Origin of the sequence: Psychrosphaera sp. F3M07 (assembly GCF_018860345.1) — a bacterium.
GTDB classification, from domain to species: Bacteria; Pseudomonadota; Gammaproteobacteria; order Enterobacterales; family Alteromonadaceae; genus Psychrosphaera; species Psychrosphaera aquimarina.
Genome location: NZ_JAHKPJ010000003.1, coordinates 68,218 through 90,998, shown reverse-complemented (window position 1 = coordinate 90,998; position 22,781 = coordinate 68,218). Strand labels below are relative to the sequence as shown.

22 protein-coding genes and 1 tRNA gene are annotated in these 22,781 nt (G+C 38.4%); 7 read left to right on the top strand and 16 right to left on the bottom strand.

All coding sequences use genetic code 11. The features are described from left to right. Window positions 1-224: 224 nt before the first annotated feature. Both KO505_RS01490 and KO505_RS01485 read right to left on the bottom strand, forming a co-directional pair. A complete protein-coding gene (locus KO505_RS01490) occupies window positions 225-1,385 on the bottom strand; it encodes an HNH endonuclease (RefSeq protein WP_216053665.1) in 1,161 nt (386 codons plus the stop codon). A gap of 769 nt (window positions 1,386-2,154) precedes the next feature. Next, window positions 2,155-2,231, bottom strand: a tRNA-Trp gene (locus KO505_RS01485). A 165-nt stretch (window positions 2,232-2,396) separates the two neighbouring features. Between KO505_RS01485 and KO505_RS01480 the strand changes: the two genes are divergently transcribed. The 3 genes from KO505_RS01480 (at window position 2,397) to KO505_RS01470 (ending at window position 4,657) form a co-directional block, all read left to right on the top strand. Continuing rightward, a complete protein-coding gene (locus KO505_RS01480; RefSeq protein WP_216053664.1) occupies window positions 2,397-3,212 on the top strand; it encodes a putative RNA methyltransferase in 816 nt (271 codons plus the stop codon). 181 nt (window positions 3,213-3,393) lie between these two features. After that, a complete protein-coding gene (locus KO505_RS01475; RefSeq protein WP_216053663.1) occupies window positions 3,394-3,915 on the top strand; it encodes a peroxiredoxin in 522 nt (173 codons plus the stop codon). Window positions 3,916-3,964: 49 nt separating this feature from the next. Next, window positions 3,965-4,657, top strand: coding sequence for a hypothetical protein (locus tag KO505_RS01470; protein WP_216053662.1), 693 nt, complete (start codon window positions 3,965-3,967; stop codon window positions 4,655-4,657). Here the strand turns inward: KO505_RS01470 and KO505_RS01465 are convergent. From KO505_RS01465 to KO505_RS01400, 14 genes are all read right to left on the bottom strand, one after another. After that, window positions 4,654-5,163 carry a GNAT family N-acetyltransferase gene (locus tag KO505_RS01465; protein WP_216053661.1) on the bottom strand — a complete coding sequence of 170 codons (510 nt, stop codon included), beginning with the start codon at window positions 5,161-5,163 and terminating at the stop codon, window positions 4,654-4,656. The two genes, KO505_RS01470 and KO505_RS01465, sit on opposite strands and share 4 nt — an antisense overlap. Before the next feature lie 43 nt (window positions 5,164-5,206). Next, window positions 5,207-5,620 carry a DUF1801 domain-containing protein gene (locus tag KO505_RS01460; RefSeq protein WP_216053660.1) on the bottom strand — a complete coding sequence of 138 codons (414 nt, stop codon included), beginning with the start codon at window positions 5,618-5,620 and terminating at the stop codon, window positions 5,207-5,209. A gap of 36 nt (window positions 5,621-5,656) precedes the next feature. Further along, complete coding sequence (locus tag KO505_RS01455) at window positions 5,657-6,130, bottom strand: NYN domain-containing protein (protein WP_216053672.1); 474 nt, start codon at window positions 6,128-6,130, stop codon at window positions 5,657-5,659. Window positions 6,131-6,216: 86 nt separating this feature from the next. Then, window positions 6,217-6,612, bottom strand: coding sequence for a DUF2750 domain-containing protein (locus tag KO505_RS01450; RefSeq protein WP_216053659.1), 396 nt, complete (start codon window positions 6,610-6,612; stop codon window positions 6,217-6,219). A gap of 90 nt (window positions 6,613-6,702) precedes the next feature. Further along, entirely contained in the window at window positions 6,703-7,041 is a 339-nt protein-coding gene (fdx, locus tag KO505_RS01445; RefSeq protein WP_105053455.1) for an ISC system 2Fe-2S type ferredoxin, read from the bottom strand. A gap of 43 nt (window positions 7,042-7,084) precedes the next feature. After that, window positions 7,085-8,947 carry a Fe-S protein assembly chaperone HscA gene (hscA, locus tag KO505_RS01440; RefSeq protein WP_216053658.1) on the bottom strand — a complete coding sequence of 621 codons (1,863 nt, stop codon included), beginning with the start codon at window positions 8,945-8,947 and terminating at the stop codon, window positions 7,085-7,087. 90 nt (window positions 8,948-9,037) lie between these two features. Beyond that, window positions 9,038-9,556: a co-chaperone HscB gene (hscB, locus tag KO505_RS01435; protein ID WP_216053657.1), complete on the bottom strand. Its 519-nt coding sequence runs from the start codon at window positions 9,554-9,556 to the stop codon at window positions 9,038-9,040. 102 nt (window positions 9,557-9,658) lie between these two features. Then, window positions 9,659-9,982, bottom strand: a complete 324-nt coding sequence (gene iscA / locus KO505_RS01430) for an iron-sulfur cluster assembly protein IscA (protein WP_216053656.1) — start codon at window positions 9,980-9,982, stop codon at window positions 9,659-9,661. A gap of 34 nt (window positions 9,983-10,016) precedes the next feature. After that, on the bottom strand, window positions 10,017-10,394 hold the full coding sequence (iscU, locus tag KO505_RS01425) for a Fe-S cluster assembly scaffold IscU (protein ID WP_216053655.1): 378 nt from the start codon (window positions 10,392-10,394) through the stop codon (window positions 10,017-10,019). Between the two features lie 90 nt (window positions 10,395-10,484). After that, window positions 10,485-11,699 carry an IscS subfamily cysteine desulfurase gene (locus KO505_RS01420; protein ID WP_216053654.1) on the bottom strand — a complete coding sequence of 405 codons (1,215 nt, stop codon included), beginning with the start codon at window positions 11,697-11,699 and terminating at the stop codon, window positions 10,485-10,487. A 64-nt stretch (window positions 11,700-11,763) separates the two neighbouring features. Continuing rightward, window positions 11,764-12,237 (bottom strand): Fe-S cluster assembly transcriptional regulator IscR, encoded by a 474-nt coding sequence (gene iscR / locus KO505_RS01415; RefSeq protein WP_216053653.1) that lies wholly within the window; start codon window positions 12,235-12,237, stop codon window positions 11,764-11,766. Window positions 12,238-12,376: 139 nt separating this feature from the next. Beyond that, window positions 12,377-13,192: a serine O-acetyltransferase gene (cysE, locus tag KO505_RS01410; protein WP_216053652.1), complete on the bottom strand. Its 816-nt coding sequence runs from the start codon at window positions 13,190-13,192 to the stop codon at window positions 12,377-12,379. A 12-nt stretch (window positions 13,193-13,204) separates the two neighbouring features. After that, window positions 13,205-13,924: a tRNA (cytosine(32)/uridine(32)-2'-O)-methyltransferase TrmJ gene (trmJ, locus tag KO505_RS01405; RefSeq protein WP_216053651.1), complete on the bottom strand. Its 720-nt coding sequence runs from the start codon at window positions 13,922-13,924 to the stop codon at window positions 13,205-13,207. Window positions 13,925-14,162: 238 nt separating this feature from the next. Then, window positions 14,163-15,518 (bottom strand): serine hydrolase, encoded by a 1,356-nt coding sequence (locus KO505_RS01400; RefSeq protein WP_216053650.1) that lies wholly within the window; start codon window positions 15,516-15,518, stop codon window positions 14,163-14,165. A gap of 173 nt (window positions 15,519-15,691) precedes the next feature. Between KO505_RS01400 and KO505_RS01395 the strand changes: the two genes are divergently transcribed. The 4 genes from KO505_RS01395 (at window position 15,692) to KO505_RS01380 (ending at window position 22,730) form a co-directional block, all read left to right on the top strand. Further along, window positions 15,692-16,921 (top strand): sterol desaturase family protein, encoded by a 1,230-nt coding sequence (locus KO505_RS01395; RefSeq protein ID WP_216053649.1) that lies wholly within the window; start codon window positions 15,692-15,694, stop codon window positions 16,919-16,921. A gap of 28 nt (window positions 16,922-16,949) precedes the next feature. Then, entirely contained in the window at window positions 16,950-19,370 is a 2,421-nt protein-coding gene (locus KO505_RS01390) for a TonB-dependent receptor (protein ID WP_216053648.1), read from the top strand. 76 nt (window positions 19,371-19,446) lie between these two features. Then, window positions 19,447-20,007 carry a hypothetical protein gene (locus tag KO505_RS01385; RefSeq protein ID WP_216053647.1) on the top strand — a complete coding sequence of 187 codons (561 nt, stop codon included), beginning with the start codon at window positions 19,447-19,449 and terminating at the stop codon, window positions 20,005-20,007. Window positions 20,008-20,246: 239 nt separating this feature from the next. Continuing rightward, window positions 20,247-22,730, top strand: a complete 2,484-nt coding sequence (locus KO505_RS01380) for a M1 family metallopeptidase (protein WP_216053646.1) — start codon at window positions 20,247-20,249, stop codon at window positions 22,728-22,730. The last annotated feature ends 51 nt before the right edge of the window (window positions 22,731-22,781 follow it).

Here is a 22,781-nt window from a genome sequence, read left to right as displayed (position 1 = left end):
ATTGTCTGCTGTGCACATAAGATTGATGGGTTTGTTTATCTTCACCACATAAAAATGCCCTACGAACACAACGAGAGATACAGTGATAATACGGCGTATCCGATAAGCTAATTTGAAATTCTCTGGGTCTAGGCATAAGCAAACTCACCTGTATCAATATAGGTACAAACAAGTCTAGTGCAGTTTAAATAACTGTCAAATTGAGGTGGGTGGCCTTGTTATTTTTACATTGACAGTCTGAACTCTTCAATTTTTGATCCGATTACGTCTTCAGCACCGCCAGATGATACAAGCATATTTTCAACGTCTGTATCATCAAGAACAAGAATCAATTTTTGATGAACCATCCATTGCTCTCTAATCGTATGCAGGCAACCAGCTGAGTCTCCACCATTTCTAGAAAATATTATCCCAAACAGACCAGCACCATGTGGTTTCAGGTAATTCGAAATTTGAAGAATGTCATTCTTTTTTACTTTTCTGGAATAATTTTTTGCATCTACAACAACATAATCTGCTGCGTATTTCCCACGTAGAAAAGACCAGAAACCATCAGTTGCATAATTTGGAACAATGAAATCTCTACGATTGGATTTGTTAAAGTCACTATTCTCCTGAATTGGCTTATCAAGAGGTGGGCAGAAGAGTTCTTCTATAATTTCGCCGACTAAGCTCTGATATACGTAGCAATCTCCGCGACCTGGCTGACAAGCTTTAAGTTTGTCTAATAATTCTAGCTCTCGGGTGACTTCTTTCTCACCAGAGATAGCAGTTAAAAGCATTTTAAAATAGCTGCTATCCGCTTTCTGAATAGCTGTTTTATAATGTTTAACTATGTAATCTGCATCCCAAACCTCAATATCATGAGATTCTACATTTTGCCGTATTTCACTTGGCAACCTTCCTGGTATAGCCAATACTTTTTTGCATTTTCCAATAAGTTTTTCGTACTCTAAAATCTGCTCAATTATCTTTGAGCTGTGGTTTCTTGTTATTGCCTTATTAGATTTACATTCTATAAGTATTGTTTCTTTCTGATCATTCTCAATGAGAATGTCAGCCCTTGCTCTTCTCGACTCTCCAATGATTGCTTCGAGTTGGATATTATGATTCGAATTAGATGCTTTAAGTACTTGATAAAGGAAATTAACGAATTCAACTTCTTTAGGCCCCATATCCATATATCGATGGCAGTTTGGGCATAGCAGAAGAAAGTTGTCCTCAGTCATGGTGCCACCTTGATGAAGTGGCATTATTGAAGCTAACTCAAGAGGAATTTTTTCTCCTGATATGGAACACATAGCACATGCATTGTTGTGCTTATCAACAATACTCTTTCGCATAGCTAGCGAAGGAGTTCTTCTTTTATTAATTACTCGTTCCATACTCTATGCTTGATTTCCACTTGTGCTCTAACATGATTATAGCGAGCGGGTCGCGCGTTTTTCTATCAAGTCGACGCTCACTTTTTTAATCATTTATTTGTACCAGAGTAGTTAACTAATTGCCAATAAAAGTAATTTACATAAATCGTTTAGTTAGTAATTGGGCATTTTCCTGACTATAGGAGAAAGATGCATATAAAGCTCTAGTCTTTTGCTTTTGTTTTTGCTTTTGTTTTTGCTTTTGCTTTTAAGCCTCCATCACAAAATCACTTTGTTAAATATTATTTTTTATAAAATTCGAAGCATGGATGCTGAGAAAGGATTGGTTGTCAGGGACGATTTTCCAATCCTTTTTTATAAACAAAAATAACTATTTAATGAAGTATTGGATTTTGTTTGGGAGCGGCCTTTTTCGCCTACCTTTTTTGGCTGTTGAAAAAAGGTATGGTCGCCGTCAAGGTGAAACCATAAAGTAAATATAAATACGATTTAAGAATTATAATGCTAAAAGAATTGGGGAAATAGATTTAAAAATTGAAGTTATGAGATTTTAGGTTTTAAAATGAAATTTAAGAAATATGATATATAGAAGAAGATAACTTGGCAGGGGCTACGATACTCAAACTCCCAACCATCGCTGCTTTTATAGAGAGTGGAGACCGCTGTTCTACCAATTGATAAATTGGTGGCATAAAAATTTAGAATTATTTTGTCGTATTCTATAAGTATTTAGGATTGTTATAACGAGAAAATGTTTCTGAAGATAACTTGGCAGGGGCGGAGAGACTCGAACTCCCAACCATCGGTTTTGGAGACCGCTGTTCTACCAATTGGAACTACGCCCCTGCATCGAAGTTGCGCCAATTATACTTAGCAACGGCTTAAGGTAAAGCCCAATTTTAAATATTTTTTCATTTTATGACTCGAACGCTGTTTTATTAGGCAAAATCACCAACTAACCGGGTTTTGATCGGTTATAATGCCGTCCAAACTAGCTTAAAAACTTATATCATGACCAAACTTCCTCAATTTAGCTGCCCGATTTGTTTCACTCAACTGTTAAAAACAGACAATAGTCTTGTGTGTGAAAACAAACATATGTTTGATTATGCCAAAGAGGGATATATAAATTTATTGCCCGTGCAGTTAAAAAACTCTCTGCAACCGGGTGACGATAAAAATATGGTGTTAGCGCGTCGTGCGTTTTTATCATTGGGTCATTATGATTTTTTACGTCAAGCGTTGGTGAAATCCTTATTAACATTGCCGCACAATAATATTATCGACTTAGGCTGCGGTGAAGGTTATTACACAGACAGTATCCAAAGCCAGGTTGTTAATACTAATGTGTATGGTGTGGATATTTCTAAGTCTGCCGTTAAGTATGCCGCGAAAAGAAACAAACAAGTGCACTACTGTGTTGCAACCAATTCACATACGCCATTTAGCGATAACTTCTCTGATTTAATAGTGAATGTATTTGCGCCTTTAGTGGGTAAAGAATGCCAGCGTGTTTTAACAGAACAAGGTCGTATATTGTCGGTTTCCCCGGGGGCGAAACATCTAATAGAGTTAAAAAAAATCATCTACGACACCCCCCAATTACATGATTCGGCTACACCACCTGATGGATTTGAGCTGGCGGTTCAACATGATATTGAACAAGTCATTGTATTAGACAACAAGGGTGATATTGAAAACTTGTTAACCATGACGCCTTTTGGCTGGAAGATATCTGAGCAAAATAAACAAAGTTTGTTATCACAATTACCATTTCAATTGACCTTGAGCTTTACCCTAAACCAATTTGTTTTGGCAAAATCTTAACGTATAGTCATTGTGCACGCTCTGTAAGTTAGCGCTGTATTTTTGATAGCGGCCGTTGTGAAAACCACCAATACAAGTTAACTTGGTACGTCTGTAATATTTGTGAACCAAATTAATAATGAGAACGTATATAAAGACGTTCTTAACCTTACCAACATGGACCTAAAACATGGAACAATTCATGAACAAATTAATCACGTCATTTATTACTATTAGCTTATTGTTATTCAGTAACTTAGCCACTGCTGAGCTTTCTGTTGGCGATCAAGCACCTAACTTTAAGCTGCAGGCCAGTGATGGTAAAACCTATCAACTGTCAGACTTTAAAGGCAAACAAAGCATTGTGTTGGCTTGGTTTCCAAGAGCATTCACATCAGGCTGTACCATTGAATGTAAGTCTATGGCTGATAATGGGCATCTATTAAAGGGGTTTAACGCTCAATACTTTATGGCCAGTACTGACGAGTTGTCTAAAAACATAGAGTTTGCCAAAGAAACTAAAGCCGATTTCCCACTGTTAAGTGACCCAACCGGCGATGTAGCAGAAGCCTATGGTGTGAGTTTTATGGGGTATGCAAAACGTCATACTTTCTATATTGATAAGTCGGGTAAGATTGTCATGATTGACCGTAATGTTCGTCCTAAAACGTCGGCTGAAGATATGGCGCAACATATGGGTAGACTTGGATTTGAAAAAATATAAAATAGATAAAAAAAACTAACCTAGTTCCTATATTTACATGTTGAATCATTTGAAGTTAACCGTTTTTATTACTGCAATCTTATTGTTAACTGGTTGTACTAATAAAACGGTTTATTTATTTAACAATGGTTATCCTCAAGAGTCCGTTGATGAGGTGGCCGTAAAATTAATTAACCTAGGTTATGATGTTGAACATGTAAATGCTGAAATTCCAGCAGAGTTTAGCGATACCGCTATCGCAACTCATCCTGTCGTAGCAGCGCCAGCTGATCTGCCAATCATTGAAAATATACTCAAAGAATCTGAATTCCCCACGCCAAGTTATTACCAGTTTGCGCAAGGGAATCACTTTTATTCAGCAGGCAGTGTTGGCCTATATTTACGAAACGGTTACCAAAAAATAATGCCACCTATCATGGGCGATATTTCATGTTTTGTTAATGGTGATTCAGTTGATGCAACGCTAGAGTTTCGACGAAGTGGCGAGGTCATACTTGAGGTAGAACTTTATCGTGAGGGCAAGCTTTTAAAGAATAGCTATCGAAAACATACTGGAAAATACACTTTAATAAATAACCGAATACAGCTTGATTTTATTGAGTTTAAAACCGATTATTTAGCAATAAATGAAACGAAAATACAAACCTACTCAGGAGTGAAAAAAGCGGATCATCTTGTTATTAAATCTCAAGATAATAATTCGCCAATTGAAAATTGTTTATTTGAAGCTGTGTATTATTAACGACTCACCATAGCCATTAAACATTCATCATAATATTGCTTCTCCCCTGTGACAGGATCAAGCTTACAAGAGGCACTTTGTAATATTCCTTCACAGCGGAAACCGTTTTTCTCTAATACCCTAACAGACGCTATATTTTGCGCCACCACTGAGACATATAATCTGTTTAGTTTATTGGTGTTAAACAGTAACTCACAAAACTGTTTCACCGCTTCTGTGGTTATGCCTAAGTTCCAAAAGCCTTTGCCTATCCAATAACCTAACTCTGCACTGTTTGCGTATTCAAACTGCCCGACGGTGGCAGAAATACAACCCACAAAGTCACCTTGGTATTCAATCGCTTGAATGTATTCAGATTGGTTAGCGTGTTCAATCCACCAAAATGCATCGGCGTTTGTATAAGGCGAAGGGATAGCCCCTGTAATGTATTGAGTCACCTCTTTATCATTTAAATAAGTCACTAACTGACCAACGTCAGAGGTATTAAAATGTCTAAGTGTGATCATGCGTTTTTACTCTTTAAACCTTGATATGACATTAAAGCCGAGGTTATGCACCTAACAATGGCAAGTGTTTTACTTTTTGATAGGTTAACGCCAAGGCTAAGCAATGTTTAAGTGCATGGTTAATCTTTTCATCTGTTGCTTCGGTCAGGTTAAGAATAATGGCGCGGTTACCTTGAAACTGCAATACGTCTGAGTATAACTCTCTAAACGTGTCTACTAACTTAGTTTGGCAATTTACAAATACATAATAATTTTCCGGTGTTGAGTCTTTCCAATCGATTCTCACTGGGCTACCGCTTTTAACGTTAAAACTAGGTTCTCCCCATTTTAACGTTTCTTCTATTTCACCTAAGTTCAGCTCTAACACAAGGTTATAAATCATTTGCCGTAAGGACTCTAAAACCGGTTTGACCAATGGCGGATATTGGTCAAACTTATGTTTTCGGCTATCCGTCATCTTGAATCCTTACTTTTTCCTTTGTTGCTCTTATGATTACTTTAACAAAGGGGGTTCAATGGCGGTAAACAGATCAACACTTTTAATAAGTGATTGCGCCGTTAATTTTTGCACACCAAATACCTGGGTTTTGACTTGGTATTTTTCTTTTATTTTGTGCATCAACAGATCAAAATCGCCATCGCCTGATAATAAAATAATATGATCTAACTGCTCTGCAGCTTCCATAATATCAACCGTAATCCCCACATCCCAATCGCCTTTGGCACTTCCGTCACTGCGCTGAATAAATGGTTTAAGTTTAATTTCAAACCCTATATGTCTTAACGCGTCTTGGAATTTACGTTGCCCGTCATTATTACTGGCAATGGCATAGCCATTGGCAATTTGAATATCACCAAGGTAACTGATCTCTTGCCAAAAGCGGCGATAATCAAACTGACGGTTAAACCCTTGTTTGGTGGTGTAATAAATGTTTTGAATATCGACGAATATGCCTATTTTGCGCATCCCATCTTTGCTGGTATCAACTACCGGAGCATTTTTATCAAAACCTTCAGGCTCTTCATATTCAAATGGCGCATCTAAATCTTCCACTATTTGACCTTATTTGCCATTTGTTTAATTTCATCATCTAGCTCGGTTGGATATAAAACAGCGCCTTCATCGTCTGGTAATGGAAATACAACTACTGACAATTCATCTTCTTCCAAACCGCTAGTCCATTTCTTGTGCCACTGAGTTAACGGAATAGCTTTAGGTTCAAATCCTTCCCACTCGTTAGTCGCCCACATTTGTGCAAACTCTTCATTTGGCCAAACAGGAATACAATCTTCTTCATCTGTGGTCACCATGACAGAACCATGTTCATCGGTTAAAATCCATACTTGTTGATTTGCCACTACTTGTTTTAACAAGTACTTACATCTTTGTTCAGCATCAAAGTTAAGTATTTCGGTTTTACGGCTTGGTTCTAATGGTTGACTGCTCATACGATTCCTTAATAGCTCAGCCTAAGCTTGCTTTAATAATGACTAAAAAGACCAAATATAGCTAAGTTATACGCCTAACTGAGTGAATTACTAGTGGTTTTCTTTGGCGTGATTCACGGTATATTTTGGAATCTCTACCACTAAATCTTCATCTTTGATGATCACTTGGCAGCTTAATCGTGACTCAGGCTCTAATCCCCACGCACGGTCTAACATGTCGTCTTCCAATTCATCACTTTCATCAAGTGAATCAAAACCTTCGCGGATGATCATATGACAAGTTGTACAAGCACATACTTTTTCACATGCATGTTCAACGTCAATGTCACTTCTTAAAGCAACATCTAAAACAGTTTCACCTTTTTTGGCTTCTACAACAGCGCCGTCAGGGCAAAGATCTTCGTTTGGCAAAAATATAATTTGTGGCATGTTTTTAATCTCTATAAATCGACTTAATTAATATAATTTGTTTTTACACTTTATCTACTGAATGACCAGTTAGTGCCCTTTTAATACTGTTTTCCATGCGTCTTGCCGCAAATGGCTGACTCGTATCATCTAGGTTTTTAATTGCTTGTTTAATCGCTTGACCGTCAATGCCTTGAGTTGCTTGTTTTAATTGCTCAATGGCTTGTTCAATCACTACACGTTCTTCGTCTAATACGATGGCATTATCTTCTGTCATGGCGGTTTCTAATGCTTCCATCATACGCACTGCATCAATTTGTTGCTCACGTAACATACGTGCTTGGATATCTTCTTTTGCATTGGTCATGGATGCGGTGATCATGTCGGCTATTTCATTTTGCTCTAAACCATATGACGGCTTAACTTGAATAGATGACTCAACACCAGTGGATTTTTCCAGTGCCGTAACACTTAATAATCCGTCTGCATCGATATTAAAAGTAACTCGGATCACCGCAATTCCAGCGGTTAACGGAGGAATACCTTTTAATACAAATCTTGCTAATGAACGACAATCATCCACCAATTCACGTTCACCTTGTAATACATGAATGGCCATCATAGTTTGACCATCTTTATAGGTGGTAAACTCTTGTGCTCTGGCTACTGGAATCGTGGTATTTCTTGGAATGACTTTTTCTACTAAGCCACCCATGGTTTCTAAACCAAGTGATAACGGCGTAACATCTAACAACAGCATGTCAGAATCTGGTTTATTGCCCACTAATAAATCCGCTTGAATAGAGGCACCTATTGCTACGACTTGGTCAGGGTCGATTGAGGTTAATGGTTCTTTACCAAAAAAGGCTTTAACTTGCTCACGCACATAAGGAACACGCGTAGAACCGCCCACCATGACCACTTCTAAAATTTGTTCTTTTTCAACATCGGCATCTTTTAATGCGCGGCGACAACTGCGTAATGTGGCCTTAACCAAATCAGCGATGACCGCTTCAAAGTCAGCTTTACTAAAGCTACCTGTTAACTGTTGTGATTCAATGTCGATATTAAAATCAACAGAATCAACATCGGATAACTGTTCTTTTATTTTACGACCTAAATCAGCAAGTTTACGTAAGCTTTTGGCCGATAATTCTTCTGTAACGCCTGCATTGGCTAAAATACGTTGAACAATTTTACCATCAAAATCATCACCACCTAACGCGGTATCTCCACCGGTAGACAGCACTTCAAATACACCTTTATTTAAGCGCAGTATAGAAATATCAAATGTACCACCACCTAAATCATAAATAGCAACAATGCCTTCTTGCCCTGAATCTAGTCCATAAGCAACAGCTGCGGCAGTAGGTTCGTTGATTAATCTTAATACTTTTATACCTGCAAGTTGAGCTGCATCCTTGGTACCTTGACGCTGTGCATCATCAAAGTGAGCAGGAACGGTAATAACCGCGCCCATTAAATCGCCACCTAATGTTTGTTCTGCTTGAGTTTTTAATACGTACAAGATTTCAGCAGATACTTGAATTGGGTTTTTCTCGCCTTGGCTGGTTAACAAGTTAACTGTGTTTTCTTTTTCAACGAAGGTGTAAGGCAATTTACCGTAGGTTTCGTTTATGTCTTTAAGACCACGGCCTAAAAAACGTTTAACCGAAACTATGGTATTTTCTGGGTCATTTTCAGCATTGGCTTTGGCGTCAAAGCCAACGTCTATCGTTCTGTTTGCACCGTAATGCACAACAGAGGGTAAATGATATCGGCCTTGTGCATCGGGTAATACGTTAGCTTGTCCGCTTCTTACTGATGCTACTAATGAATTAGTAGTTCCTAAGTCGATGCCAATAGCTAACTTATGTTCATGAGGGTTAGTACTTTGGCCCGGTTCTGCAATTTGTAATAATGCCATGTGTCGTTTACCTGTATTTCTTTATTTGCTGAGCTAATTTATAAGCTATGTTTAAAAGCTCATTAACTTATCTTGTACCAAGCTTTAAAATTAAAAGTCTAAAAGTTTGTCTTCTAACAATTGCGCTTCTTCTTTTAACTTGTAAATAAATCTTAATTTACGAACGGCGTCGGCCGCAGACTCAAACGATGATTGGTTAAACTCAGACTCAAACTTTGCCGTATATTCATTGATCAATTGTTTTACGTCGCTGTAAAAACGGTCAAATGCAGCTTCAACATCAGTAGCAGATTCAATCTCTTCCAACTCTTCACGTAGTTCCATTTGCTGCATTAAGAACATACCATCACGTATTGTGTGTTGTTCATGACGGACGTCAAAACCATGTTCGGCAACCATATATTCGGCACGGGTTAACGGCTTTTTTAACGTTTCGTAGGCATCATTTACTTCTGAGGCTTTTTGCACCGACAATAACTTTTCGTTATCTGAGGCACTGGCGTGATGATCTGGATGCACTTTTTTTTGAATTTCTCGATAACGCTCAAGGAGTAACTCATTGTCGAGTTGAAAACTGACGGGTAATTCAAATAAGTCAAAAAATCGCATTTATAGTCCTATGAATTTGGTCTATCAGAAATAGATAAGGCCACGATAATAGATCATGGCCTTAACAAAACAGTAATTTAACCTGGCATCAAAACGTTTAGTTTATACAGTGAAAGATTCACCACAACCACATTCGTCTTTTTGATTTGGGTTAGTAAATTCAAAACCTTCATTTAAGCCATTTTTAACAAAATCGAGTTGTGTTCCGTCTAAATAAACTAAGCTTTTAGCGTCAATGATCACTTTAACATCTTGATGTTCAAACACAGTGTCGCCTTCTTGTAGTTCATCAACGAACTCAAGAACATAAGCTAAGCCAGAACAACCGGTGGTTTTCACACCTAGTCTTAATCCTAACCCTTTACCACGATTTTCCAAAAACGTTCTAACGCGATCTGCTGCTGCGTCAGTTAAACTGATGGCCATGTATTACTACTCCCAAACCAAACGAGTCAGTTTATTACTTTCTTGATTTATAATCTTCTATCGCTGCTTTAATTGCGTCTTCAGCCAAAATTGAACAATGAATTTTAACTGGAGGTAACGCTAATTCTTCTGCGATTTCAGTGTTACTTAACTTTTGTGCTTCTTCAATTGATTTGCCTTTAACCCACTCTGTTACCAAAGAAGATGAAGCAATAGCAGAACCACAACCGTAAGTCTTAAATTTAGCATCTTCAATGATGCCGCCTTCGCTGATCTTTAATTGAAGTTTCATAACGTCACCACATGCTGGTGCGCCAACCATACCCGTTGCTATTGTAGGATCGTTTTTATCAAACGAACCAACGTTACGAGGGTTTTCGTAATGATCGATTACTTTTTCGCTATAAGCCATTTGAAGCTCCTTAACCGCCAATCGGTTAGTATAAAATGAGTGCTGGTTTGCAGCGTACTTATGTAACGCTGCATACTACTATCTTTAGTACTAGTGGGCTTCCCACTCAATCGTACTAAGGTCAATTCCGTCTTTAAACATTTCCCAAAGTGGAGACATTTCACGAAGTTTATCTATTGAATTATTTACTTGACCAATTACGTGATCAATTTCTTCTTCTTTTGTAAAGCGACCAATACTGAAACGAATTGAACTATGTGCTAACTCGTCCGTTAAGCCTAAAGCTCGTAAAACATAAGAAGGTTCTAAACTGGCTGAAGTACATGCAGAACCAGAAGATACAGCCATATCTTTTAATGCCATGATCAAGCTTTCGCCTTCAACAAAGTTGAAGCTAACATTAAAGATACCTGGTACACGGTGATCCATGTCGCCGTTAATATAGGTTTCTTCAATATGTTTTACACCTTCCCATAAACGAGCGCGTAATGCTTCAATGTGTTTAGTATCTTTTGCCATATCTTCTTTAGCGATACGGAATGCTTCACCCATACCAACAATCTGATGAACAGGTAGTGTACCAGAACGGAAACCACGCTCATGACCACCACCGTGCATTTGTGCTTCTAAGCGAATGCGAGGTTTACGGCTTACGTATAATGCGCCTATACCTTTAGGGCCATAAATTTTATGACCAGAAAAAGACATTAAATCTACTTTTAACTCGCTAAGGTCAATGGCAATTTTACCTGCACTTTGTGCCGCATCGACATGGAATACAATTTTACGTTCGCGGCATAACTCACCGATTTTAGCGATATCTTGGATAACACCTATTTCATTATTCACGTGCATGATACTGACTAAAACAGTGTCGTCACGCATTGCTGCTTCTAACGCGTTTAAGTCAACAAGGCCGTTTGACATAACGTCTAAATACGTTACTTCAAAACCTTCACGTTCTAATTCACGACATGTATCTAAAACCGCTTTATGTTCAGTTTTAGCTGTAATGACGTGTTTGCCTTTTTTAGAATAAAAGTGTGCAGCACCTTTTATTGCTAAGTTATTTGATTCAGTTGCACCCGATGTAAATACGACTTCACGAGGGTCAGCATTAACTAATTCTGCAATGTTATTACGAGCTATATCTACTAACTCTTCTGCTTGCCAACCGTAACGGTGAGAACGAGAAGCGGGATTACCAAACGTGCCATCCATAGTCAGACACTTCATCATTTCCTCAGCTACACGAGGATCAACAGGCGTTGTTGCCGCGTAATCTAGGTAAATTGGTAATTTCATTAATTTCTCCACGTATAATAATTGCGCTCGAATTTTATCAAGCGAAACAAATTCTTTAAATATTTTATATGTTATTAACGGCTAACTGTTCTTTTGTTGCACAAGTTTTATCTTGTCGTCTTGCCACATCTTGAACATTGTTACGTTCAACTAATTCACCCAAACTAATCTCGCTTAAAAAGCTCTCAATTTGTTCACTTAAATCAGACCATAAATGGTGAGTTAAACAAGTTGTACCACTTTGGCAATTACCTTTGCCCTGACATTTAGTTGCATCAACACTTTCGTCGACTGCAGCTATCACTTCTCTGATTGAAATTTCTTTTGCGTCTCGGCTTAAGAAATACCCGCCACCTGGACCTCTTACACTACTTACTAATTCATGTTTACGTAACTTTGCAAACAACTGCTCTAAATAAGAAAGTGAAATACCTTGGCGTTCTGAGATATCCGTCAATGGCACAGGGCCTGAATCTGTATGCAAAGAAACATCTAACATAGCTGTAACTGCGTACCGACCTTTAGATGTAAGTTTCATAACCAGACCTCATGTAAAATGGGTAAAATAAATAGGATTTATTGAGACACTAAATTTAATGACGCGCATTTTACAATCCTGACTAAATTAGTCAAGTAATTATACCCGACTAATTTAGTCAGGTATAGGGTTTGTTTAATTATATTTCTGGATCGAATGAGGTCATACCGGCTTTACGGCTTTCAGCAGATTGTTGTTCTGCGGCAACAAAATCTTCCGATTCAATATCCATATCCGGTAAATCTTTATTGCAGACTTCGCCGCCCATTTTAGTGACTTCCGAGCAGACTGAACTTAATTTTTCATCCATCACTGAAATATGATCAAGCATACGACCAATCGCATTAGCAACCGGATCTGGATTGTCATAAGAAACGGCATACGCATCAAACCCATAACGTTGGGCAATTTTGTTACGTTTTTCACTGCCCGCGATGTCTTTTTTGTTAACAACCACTCGACCAGGGATCCCGATAACCGTTGAGTTTTCTGGAACTTCTTTTACCACGACCGAATTGGAACCAACACGCGAGTTTTTACCAATGAGTATTGGCCCAAGTATTTTAGCGCCAGCACCAACGACAACACCATCCGCTAACGTAGGGTGACGTTTGCCCGCATTCCAGCTTGTTCCACCTAAAGTCACCCCATGATATAAAGTGACGTCATCACCTATTTCTGCCGTCTCACCAATGACTACCCCCATACCATGGTCGATAAAAAATCGGCGACCTATGGTTGCACCGGGATGTATCTCTACTCCAGTTAACCAGCGAGTGATGGTAGAAATAAAACGAGCCGTTGATTTCCAGTTATTACGCCAAAGTTTGTTGGCGACACGTTGAAACCAAATGGCATGAAGACCTGGATAATTAAATAATATCTCTAAATTATTGCGCGCTGCGGGATCACGATTATATACGCTGGCGATATCTTCTTTCATTCGTTCAAACATTCGGCGTTAACTCTACTTTTTCAACTTAGTGATTGAGGTTAATATTCCACGTAAAATATTTAATTCGTGTGCATCAGGGCGAACACGATTAAATAAACGACGTAGTTTAGGCATGACTTGTCCAGGGTGTTGTTTGATCATAAACCCGGTATGCATTAATGACTCTTCTAAATGGGTATAAAACCCTTCTAACTGCTCACCGTTAGGGTAATCCGTTTCTATGGTTTCATAGGCTTTATTTTGATGTTCTAAAAACTGCATACGAACTTCATAACTTAATGTTTGAACCGCCATAGCTAAGTTTAAAGATGAATAATCAGGGTTTGCAGGTATGTGCACATGGAATTGACATTGCTGTAATTCTTCGTTGGTTAAACCCGAGTTTTCACGACCGAATACCAAAGCAACTTTATGTTTTTGACCTTCAGATACCACCTTTGCACCACACTCTCTTGGATCAACCATTGGCCAAGATAAAGTACGAGAACGCGCACTTGCAGCGATTGATAAACCACAATCGGCTATGGCTTCTTGTAACGTAGAGACAATTTGTGCGTTTCCTAAGATATCAGTAGCGCCAGCAGCCAACGCTGAAGCTTGACTATCCGGTGCCTGAACAGGATCGACCAAAACTAAATTAGACAATCCCATGGTTTTCATCGCTCTAGCGGTAGAGCCGATATTGCCAGTATGGGAGGTATTTACTAATACGATTTTTACGTTTTCTAACATCTTTATTTTTCTTACCCAAAAATTTGGCCAGATGTTAGCACAAAACCCTTATACGGTTTAAGTAATATTCAGAGTCTTGCTAATACAAAATTGAATAAATACCTACGTTTAAATATAAGAAAATAAGGATTGGCTGAATTGTGGTTGTTGAATATCAATCAAAGCCGATTTTCATAGAAGAGTTTCGCCTTAACTTTGTCCGTTAAGGCGATGTGTTATTACATGAATTCCCCAAAGGTTAATTTATAACATCCAACAGTTGGCGGTAATTTTTTTCCATTGGATAATCACCTGCGGTCCAACCTAATCTAACAAATACAACGCCTTGGGACGGAATGATCATCACAGTCTGTTTTCGATTCCCCATCATGGCATAAGCATCACTTGGCAATGCAGGCCAACGCAGTTCATCTTCACCGGCATTAAGCCAGAACTGATAACCATAACGTTTGTCATTTTCGCTGGTGTTTGGCATAGAGGCTGCTGCAACCCAGTCTTTAGTTAACAGTCGATGTCCATTTATTTCGCCTTGATTCAACATCAACAAACCTAACCTGGCCCAGTCTCGCCCTGATGCGTAAATATATGAACTGCCAACAAATATCCCACTATCGTCCACTTCGAATACACTGTTTGCCATGCCTAATGGTTCAAATAATTGTTGTATTAAATAGTCGTAACTTTGTTGACTAGTATTCCCCAGTTTCTCATGAACATAACGAGACAATAAGTTAGTCGTTCCTGAAGAATACGAAAACTCTGAACCGGGTGTTTTTGTTAACGGGCTGGTAATGGCAACATCTGAAGCACTTGGTGCAGTAAATAACATATGGGTGGCGTCACTGCCTGGTGCATAGGTTTCATCAAATTCTAACCCAGAGCTCATTTGTAACAGTTGAACAAGCGTTAAATTTGCACGTTGGTCATCTTGCCATTGCTCAAATAAATGAGTGGGATTACTTTCAATTCGTTTGCTGTGCTGCAGATGCCCTATCATGATTGCGGTTAAACTTTTGCCCATAGACCACCCTAACAACGGCGTATCTTTATTGACATTAGGGCCGTATGTTTCTGCCAGTAGGTGTCCATCTTTGATCACTAATAAAGCGCGTGTGTTATAACCTTTCTCATTATCGGCACGAACAATCTCATCCACCTTATCTTGAATAACGGGTGCTTTATGACTAACTAAACTACCTAACGGCCACTCATCTGAGTCTGACACTACTACTTTTTTAACCGTTACCAAGTCTAATTTTTCTGCTCCCTCTGCATCTAAAGCACAACCTAAACCTTCTCGGTAAGTGGCTGATGTTTCTGCCATGCCATATAAAGAGGCTGTCACTCTTTTATTATCTTCTTGGTAATCCATAGTGACAATATTTGCCACTGGCGAATACGACGCTAAATCTTTCACTGTTTGTTCTTTACTAAAACCAGAAACAAAATAACTAGAGCAACCTAATTTAGCACCTAACGCAGTACTAACATTGATAGCGTGTCCAAGGTTAAGCAAAGAGAAACCTAGAATTGAAGGCGCTAGCGCAAACAACAAGCCAATAAACACTACAAATGTGTACAATATTTTTTTCATTTAAAACAACCAAAACATGTAAGTTACAAACAATTGAATGCATGTTAAAGCTAATTAACCAATAAGTTAACTACAATTGTATTTTTATTTTACTGTGATAATCTCCTGTAAACCATCTGGACGGATGTGTTGTGAATTAACCTTAAACAATAATAAATACAAAAGGTGTTCCAATGAATTTAATCGTACTCGCTATCCCGTTATTTTTGATTTTGATCCTTATTGAATTGGTGATTGATTGGCGTAAACAATCAAAAACTTACCAATTTAATGACGCGATTAACTCAATTAACCTCGGCATGATGAGCCAAGTTATTGGCTTAATTAAAAAAACACTGCAATTTAGTATTTATGCCATTGTGTTTCAAAGTTTTGCTGCTTTTCAATTTGATATCAATTCTCCCTACATGTGGATCTTTGCGTTTATCGCATACGACTTTTGTTATTACTGGTCACACAGAATGGGGCACGAAATGAATATTTTTTGGGCTTCACATGTTGTGCATCATCAAAGTGAAGAATACAACCTAACCACAGCATTAAGACAAACCAGTGGTAGCTTTTTAAACTTCATATTCTATTTGCCTTTGGCCTTTATTGGTTTGGATCCTTTAGTTATTGTCGCGGTTGGTTCACTTAACTTAATTTATCAATTCTGGGTTCATACAAAACACGTAGATAAAATGCCTAACTGGTATGAATTTATGTTTGTCACGCCGAGTAATCATAGGGTGCATCATGCTCAAAACCCGGTTTACTTAGATAAAAATTATGGTGGCGTGTTTATCTTGTGGGATAGATTGTTCAACACCTATCACCCAGAGTTAAAAGAAGAGCCAGTTATTTTTGGTATTACCAAACCACTCGCAAGTTGGAACCCATTATGGGCGAACGCTGAGTTTTATTGGAATCTCATATTAGATGCGGTTCGGACAAAGAGCTGGAAAGATAAAGTCAGCATTTGGTTCAAATCTACAGGTTGGCGACCTGCAGATATGAATGAGAAACATCCTTACCCAACCTTTGACCCATATAAACAAATTAAATTTGATGTTGCTTTAAGGTTAACGCAAAAGTACTACATTTTATTCCAGCATATTTCTGCCATCGCTATTGTTGTTTATTTATTGTTAAGTGCCACCAGTATGACTATGCAAACCATTATAGTGATCAGTGCCGCTTTTCTATTTTTTCTTTTTAGCCTAGGTCGCTTTCAACAACAACAGCCAAACGCTTACCTAATTGAATTTATAAAAAATTGCCTAATCACAGTATTAATTTGCTCTGACATAACCAATTTGCCTTCTCCTTACTTGATTGGCATTAGTTGGTTTGTGTTGAGTAATTTCTTACTTTGGTTAAGTAAGTCAACATTTGCAGTTAAATTACAACAAGAACAATAATTACTAATATCAAATAAAGGATTTATTTATGTTGAATAACAATAATTGGCTTCGCTCAAAAGTAAACATGGCCATCATGTTAGGTTTAATGTCCACATATACTGTGACAGCCGCTGAAGCTGATGAAAAGAAAAAAGGTCTGGAAGTTATTGAAGTAACGGCTCAAAAACGCAGCGAGAGTATTCAGACGGTTCCGATTGCAATAACCGCCTTTGGAGAAGGCGATATCCAAAAAATGGGCTTAGCTAATGTCAATGATTTGGGCTTATTAACGCCGGGATTAGAAACCAATAACGCAACCGCAACACAAACCTCTTTTAACATTCGCGGTATCACGACCAACGACTTTGGTATTGGTTTAGATGCTGCAGTAGCGGTGTATATTGATGGTGTTTATGTTGGTCGTCGAGGTACGTCTAATATGAATTTTAACGATGTAGAACGTGTTGAAGTATTAAAAGGTCCTCAAGGTACATTATTTGGTCGTAACTCTGCAGCCGGTGCAATCCATATAATTACCAAAGACGCCACCGCCGATAATGAAGGCGCGATTAAGTTTACTTTAGGAAGCCATGATAAACGAAAAGTTGAATTTTCTACCAATTTCATGATCAACGAAAACATGAACTTCCGTGGTAGCTTTAATTCAAACCATCGTGGTGGTTACCTAGAAGAAAAAGACAGTGTAAAAATGTATGGCAACCAGAGAGATTGGTCTGCTAGAGGTGCATTACATTGGGATGTTAGCCCAGATGTAGAAACAATAATCCGCGCGGATTACACAGACACAAACCAACAAGGTCGTCCGGCTGTAACTTTAAATACCAGTTACGGCAGTGGCGATCCGTTTGCGCCTATTGAATATGATTTTGAAGGTAAAGAAACTCGCGAAGCGGGCGGTATATCAGCGGAAGTTAACTATCAGTTAACGGATCAAATGGCATTAACCTCAATCACCGCATATCGACAGTTTGAAAGAACAAACCATATGGAAGATGATGGTTCTGCTTATGCCAGAGCTTATTTCACCAGTAATTTAATTGAAGATCAAAACCAGTTCAGTCAAGAATTTAGAGTCACTCAAAATGGTGATGACTTTAAATGGACATTAGGTGCAACCTTATTCCATGAAAATATTACCCAACAAACCCATGCTCATTTTAATACACGAACCTTTGACGCATTAGCCTTAGTTCAGTCCGGTGCAGACCCTCGTGACATTCTAGGGCTGCCTTTTGGCATGGGGGTCGCTGGCGTTTATGCACAACAATTTATACCTCAACAAACGTTGGGCCAAATAATGGTAGGTACAGGTTTATCGTTTGAAGAAGTCATGGGCGCGATTGTCAGTGTTAACATTTATAATCCGCATCACGAACGATTTGATAATGAAGGTACAACTAACAGCGCCGCTATATATTTTGATGGGACTTATGCGCTAACAGACAGTTTAGATATCACTCTTGGTGCCAGATACACTTATGATGACAAAGAGTTTTACTTAAAAACAGCACCAACCAATGAAATCATCATGCCATTTGATGGCATAGATAACATTCCGCTTGCGGTAGCGTTCATCCCTGATGAAGCAACACAAGAAAACAGTTGGGAAAAGTTTACTCCGCGTATTGTAATTGATTACCAATGGAATGATGACATCATGACTTATGTTTCTTATTCTGAAGGTTTTAAATCGGGAGGTTTTAATACATTAGGTGAAGCGCCACCGGTAGAAGCTGAAACCGTAAAGAATACAGAAGTCGGCATCAAGTCTTCTTGGTTTGAAAACAAAGTACGCCTGAATCTGTCAGCGTATCAATACGACTACACCAACTTACAACAACTTGAATTATTTGGTTCGCCAGTGCCTACCTATAATTTACGTAATGTTGACGCAGAAGGTTCTGGTTTTGATGTTGAGTTAATTTGGCAAGCGACTGAAGATTTAATCTTCACCTCAAATTACGGCAACACTCAAACTGAATACACTAAATGGCAATTTTTTGATGCTGAAATAGCAAACAACTCGGGGGTTAGTAAAGTCGGAGAGCCAATCTCAGGAATGCCAGAAGATCAGGGTAATATCCGCATGGATTATTACTTTGAGGGCCTAGACGGACAAATGAACTTCCATTTAAGTTATGCCTATACTGGCGATAGAACGCAAGATATAGATGGACCAGCATTAGCGGTATTACCATTTGAACAAGGTTCTGTGACCGGACTGAATGATGACGAGTTAAATTCTATTTCGAGTTATGGATTAACCAATATTCGTTTAAGTTGGGAAAGCGATAATCACCCAATTCATTTAGCGTTTTTTGTTAACAACTTAACTGATGAAAAATATCTTATGCAAACCGGCGGACAGGCAATGGCGGTAGGCTCGCCGATTGCTACACCTGGATTGCCTAAAATGTACGGCATTGAATTTGGGATGGACTTCTAGTCCTGTGATATAAAGGTTTATATAAGCCCTAATTACTTTAGGGCTTTTTTATTGCTTCTATCAATTAGGAAAAATAATGACTTACTATGGCACCTTTGGTGAGCTAATTTTAGTATGTTCGTTGATTTATATCAGCTACATATGGCACAAATCAGTAACAATCCCCCCACTGTTCAAACACATTACGTTAGTTTGTTTTGCATTGATTGCCATTACCGCATTATTGGGCAGTGCACGGTTTGCTGGGGTAAATAGTGTGATTCCAACACATGACACCCTGTCATGGATATCTAAACATATCGCCATGCTGCTTTACGCTGCTGGGCTGGCTTATACTGTGATTAATTATAAAGCTAAAATTGTCCTAGCTGTCATAGTATTGGTTGCCATGAGTCAGTTATTGGGCACGTTAGGTGTTGATCTTGTGTTATTTGTGAGCTTATTATTTTATGCCTTTTTCACTCAGGTTAAACCACCCAGTATTTTTGCATTAATTGCACTGTTATTGGTACCAACTACCGCAATACTTCCGGTATCTTATGACTTTAAAATGGGGTTATTTCATTTGTTGTTAGCATTGCATTTTTTCTTTATCGCACTGTCTATAAAAATACAAAAAAACCAACATCTCGATTAACTTTAGACTGTTTTTAGGACTAACTTTGCACCATATTGGTACCATTAAAACCTAATACAAAAAGTCGTTCGTTCCTGTCACGTTTTCAATACGATGAACGACGCGAACAGTAAGACCAAGAATTACTATTTTTAGAAATTATTTGTTAGTCTATTGTGTGAAAATTTCTATGGATAAACCTATGTTTGTACATAGAAATTAAAAAAACTAATTATTATAAAACAGCCTGGAATATGCGTATGAAAAACCATAACTTTCGACGTTTGTTGACGTTTGCTTTTGCGGTAGCAGTAAGTGCAACGGCTAATGCAAGCGCAGTCAAACAAACTAAAGGTGATTTTGAAGATAAATTCCGTCAATTAGACGAAATTCTTCCAACACCAAATGTATACAGAAATGCAGCTGGCGAGCCAGGTGAAAATTATTGGCAACAACAAGTTAACTATAAAATTAAAGTTAAACTTGATGAAGAAAAACGTCGTCTTGATGCTACTCAAACTATCGACTACAAAAATAACTCTCCTCATACTCTTAAGTACCTTTGGTTACAATTAGAGCAAAATAAATACCACGCTGATTCTATTGCAGAAGCGGGTACTTCATTCGGTGGTATCGGTCGTCGTGGACCAGCAACTTCAGCTGGCGGTTCAGGCAAACCAGCAAAATTAAGCCTAGGTGAATTACGTCGTCAACAATTCCTTGAAGACAATGAACTAGGTTATGATGTTTTAGCCGTAAGAGATGATAACGGTAGAGCATTAAAATCAACAGTGGTAGGTACTAACTTACGTATCGATTTAAAAACACCATTAAAACCTGGTAAATCAGTTACTTTTCAAATGGACTTCGGCTTTAACATTGTTGAAGAAGATGCCGTTTCAGCTCGTGCTGGTTATGAACATTTTCCAGATGATGCACGTGAAGGTGGCAACGACATCTTCTTGTTAGCTCAATGGTTCCCTCGCTTACATGCTTATACTGACTATGAAGGTTGGCATAACAAAGAATTCATCGGCCGTGGTGAATTTACTCTTGAATTTGGTGATTACGAAGTTGAAATCACAGTACCTGCTGACCACATTGTTTCTGCAACGGGTGAGTTAGATAACGCTAGTGACGTATTAACTAGAGAACAGCGTAACCGTTTAGAAAAAGCAAAAAATGCTAAACGCCCTGTATTTGTTGTAACGGCTGAAGAAGCATTAGAAAACGAAAAAGAAGGCACAAACAAGAAGAAAACTTGGAAGTTTGAAGCCAAAAACGTTCGTGACTTTGCTTGGGCTTCATCACGTAAATTCATGTGGGATGCTAAAGGTTATAACCAAGGTGGCAAAGATCAACCATTCGTAATGGCAATGTCTTTTTACCCTAAAGAAGGTGGCGATCTTTGGAAGAAGTATTCTACTGAAGCGGTCGTTCACACTATGGAAACCTATTCTCGTTACTCTTTTGATTACCCATACCCAACTGCACAGTCTGTAAACGGACCAGTTGGTGGAATGGAATACCCAATGATCACCTTTAACGGCCCAAGAACTAAACTGCAAGATGACGGTACTCGTACTTATACTCAAGCTGAAAAACGTTTCTTAATTGGTGTTGTTATCCATGAAATTGGTCACATTTATTTCCCAATGGTTGTAAATTCTGACGAACGTCAGTGGACTTGGATGGATGAAGGTTTAAACAGTTTCTTAGATGCTGTTGCATGTCGTGAATGGGACGAAAATATCCCATGGGGTGTTGAGCCACGTTATATCACTGACTATATGAAAGGTAATGTTCAAGTTCCTATCATGACTCAGTCTGACAGCGTATTAAAATTAGGTCCAAATGCGTATGCAAAACCTGCTGCTGCATTAAACATCTTACGTGAAGTTATCCTTGGCCGTGACTTATTCGACTTTGCTTTTAAAGAATATGCACAACGTTGGAAATTCAAACGCCCTACTCCATCTGATTTCTTCCGTACAATGGAAGAAGCTTCTGGTGTGGATTTAGATTGGTTCTGGCATGGTTGGTTCTACACTACTGATCACGTTGATATCTCTGTTGATGCCGTTCATAAAATGGAACTAGATTCTAAAAACCCAGATATCGATTACCCACGTTTCCGTGATATCGAAAACAACAAGCCAACGGCTCGTTTCATCACGCAAAACAAAAAAGAAGGTAAGAAAACTTGGGTTGAGTCTAACCCTGACATTACTGACTTTTATGACGAAAACGACCGTTTCACAGTAACTAATAAAGAAAGAAATTCTTACAACAGCTTCCTTAAAGGTCTTAAGCCTTGGGAAAAACGTGTTTTTGAACGTGCTATTGAAGAAAACAAAAATTACTACGTAATTGATTTCTCAAATAAAGGTGGCCTAGTGATGCCAATCCTTCTGCAACTTACTTTTGCAGACGGTACGGTTGAAGATCAATATATTCCGGCTGAAATTTGGCGTCGTACTCCAAAAGAAGTTAAACGTTTAGTTGTTACTGATAAAGAATTGGTAAGCGTTGCTGTTGACCCAACTTGGGAAACTGCTGACGTAGACAATGAAAACAACATTTACCCACGTCGTATTATTCCTTCACGTGTTGAAGCTTATAAATACAAACGTTCTGTTGGTAAAAACAGTGCTGGCCGTGACATCATGCATGACATCACAACTAAGCTAAAAACTGACGAAGATAAAAAAGATGGTGAAAAAGAAGAAGATAAAAAAGATTAGTAAATCTTAAATAGTACTTCTTTTAGTCATACACTTTGAATAAAATGCCCG

Coding starts and splice junctions, on each gene's coding strand:
- KO505_RS01490 (WP_216053665.1), bottom strand. CDS start 1,385: ATGGAACGAGTAATTAATAAAAGAAGAACTCCTTCGCTAGCTATGCGA.
- KO505_RS01480 (WP_216053664.1), top strand. CDS start 2,397: ATGACCAAACTTCCTCAATTTAGCTGCCCGATTTGTTTCACTCAACTG.
- KO505_RS01475 (WP_216053663.1), top strand. CDS start 3,394: ATGAACAAATTAATCACGTCATTTATTACTATTAGCTTATTGTTATTC.
- KO505_RS01465 (WP_216053661.1), bottom strand. CDS start 5,163: ATGATCACACTTAGACATTTTAATACCTCTGACGTTGGTCAGTTAGTG.
- KO505_RS01460 (WP_216053660.1), bottom strand. CDS start 5,620: ATGACGGATAGCCGAAAACATAAGTTTGACCAATATCCGCCATTGGTC.
- KO505_RS01455 (WP_216053672.1), bottom strand. CDS start 6,130: ATGCGCAAAATAGGCATATTCGTCGATATTCAAAACATTTATTACACC.
- KO505_RS01450 (WP_216053659.1), bottom strand. CDS start 6,612: ATGAGCAGTCAACCATTAGAACCAAGCCGTAAAACCGAAATACTTAAC.
- fdx (WP_105053455.1), bottom strand. CDS start 7,041: ATGCCACAAATTATATTTTTGCCAAACGAAGATCTTTGCCCTGACGGC.
- hscA (WP_216053658.1), bottom strand. CDS start 8,947: ATGGCATTATTACAAATTGCAGAACCGGGCCAAAGTACTAACCCTCAT.
- hscB (WP_216053657.1), bottom strand. CDS start 9,556: ATGCGATTTTTTGACTTATTTGAATTACCCGTCAGTTTTCAACTCGAC.
- iscA (WP_216053656.1), bottom strand. CDS start 9,982: ATGGCCATCAGTTTAACTGACGCAGCAGCAGATCGCGTTAGAACGTTT.
- iscU (WP_216053655.1), bottom strand. CDS start 10,394: ATGGCTTATAGCGAAAAAGTAATCGATCATTACGAAAACCCTCGTAAC.
- KO505_RS01420 (WP_216053654.1), bottom strand. CDS start 11,699: ATGAAATTACCAATTTACCTAGATTACGCGGCAACAACGCCTGTTGAT.
- iscR (WP_216053653.1), bottom strand. CDS start 12,237: ATGAAACTTACATCTAAAGGTCGGTACGCAGTTACAGCTATGTTAGAT.
- cysE (WP_216053652.1), bottom strand. CDS start 13,192: ATGTTTGAACGAATGAAAGAAGATATCGCCAGCGTATATAATCGTGAT.
- trmJ (WP_216053651.1), bottom strand. CDS start 13,924: ATGTTAGAAAACGTAAAAATCGTATTAGTAAATACCTCCCATACTGGC.
- KO505_RS01400 (WP_216053650.1), bottom strand. CDS start 15,518: ATGAAAAAAATATTGTACACATTTGTAGTGTTTATTGGCTTGTTGTTT.
- KO505_RS01395 (WP_216053649.1), top strand. CDS start 15,692: ATGAATTTAATCGTACTCGCTATCCCGTTATTTTTGATTTTGATCCTT.
- KO505_RS01390 (WP_216053648.1), top strand. CDS start 16,950: ATGTTGAATAACAATAATTGGCTTCGCTCAAAAGTAAACATGGCCATC.
- KO505_RS01385 (WP_216053647.1), top strand. CDS start 19,447: ATGACTTACTATGGCACCTTTGGTGAGCTAATTTTAGTATGTTCGTTG.
- KO505_RS01380 (WP_216053646.1), top strand. CDS start 20,247: ATGAAAAACCATAACTTTCGACGTTTGTTGACGTTTGCTTTTGCGGTA.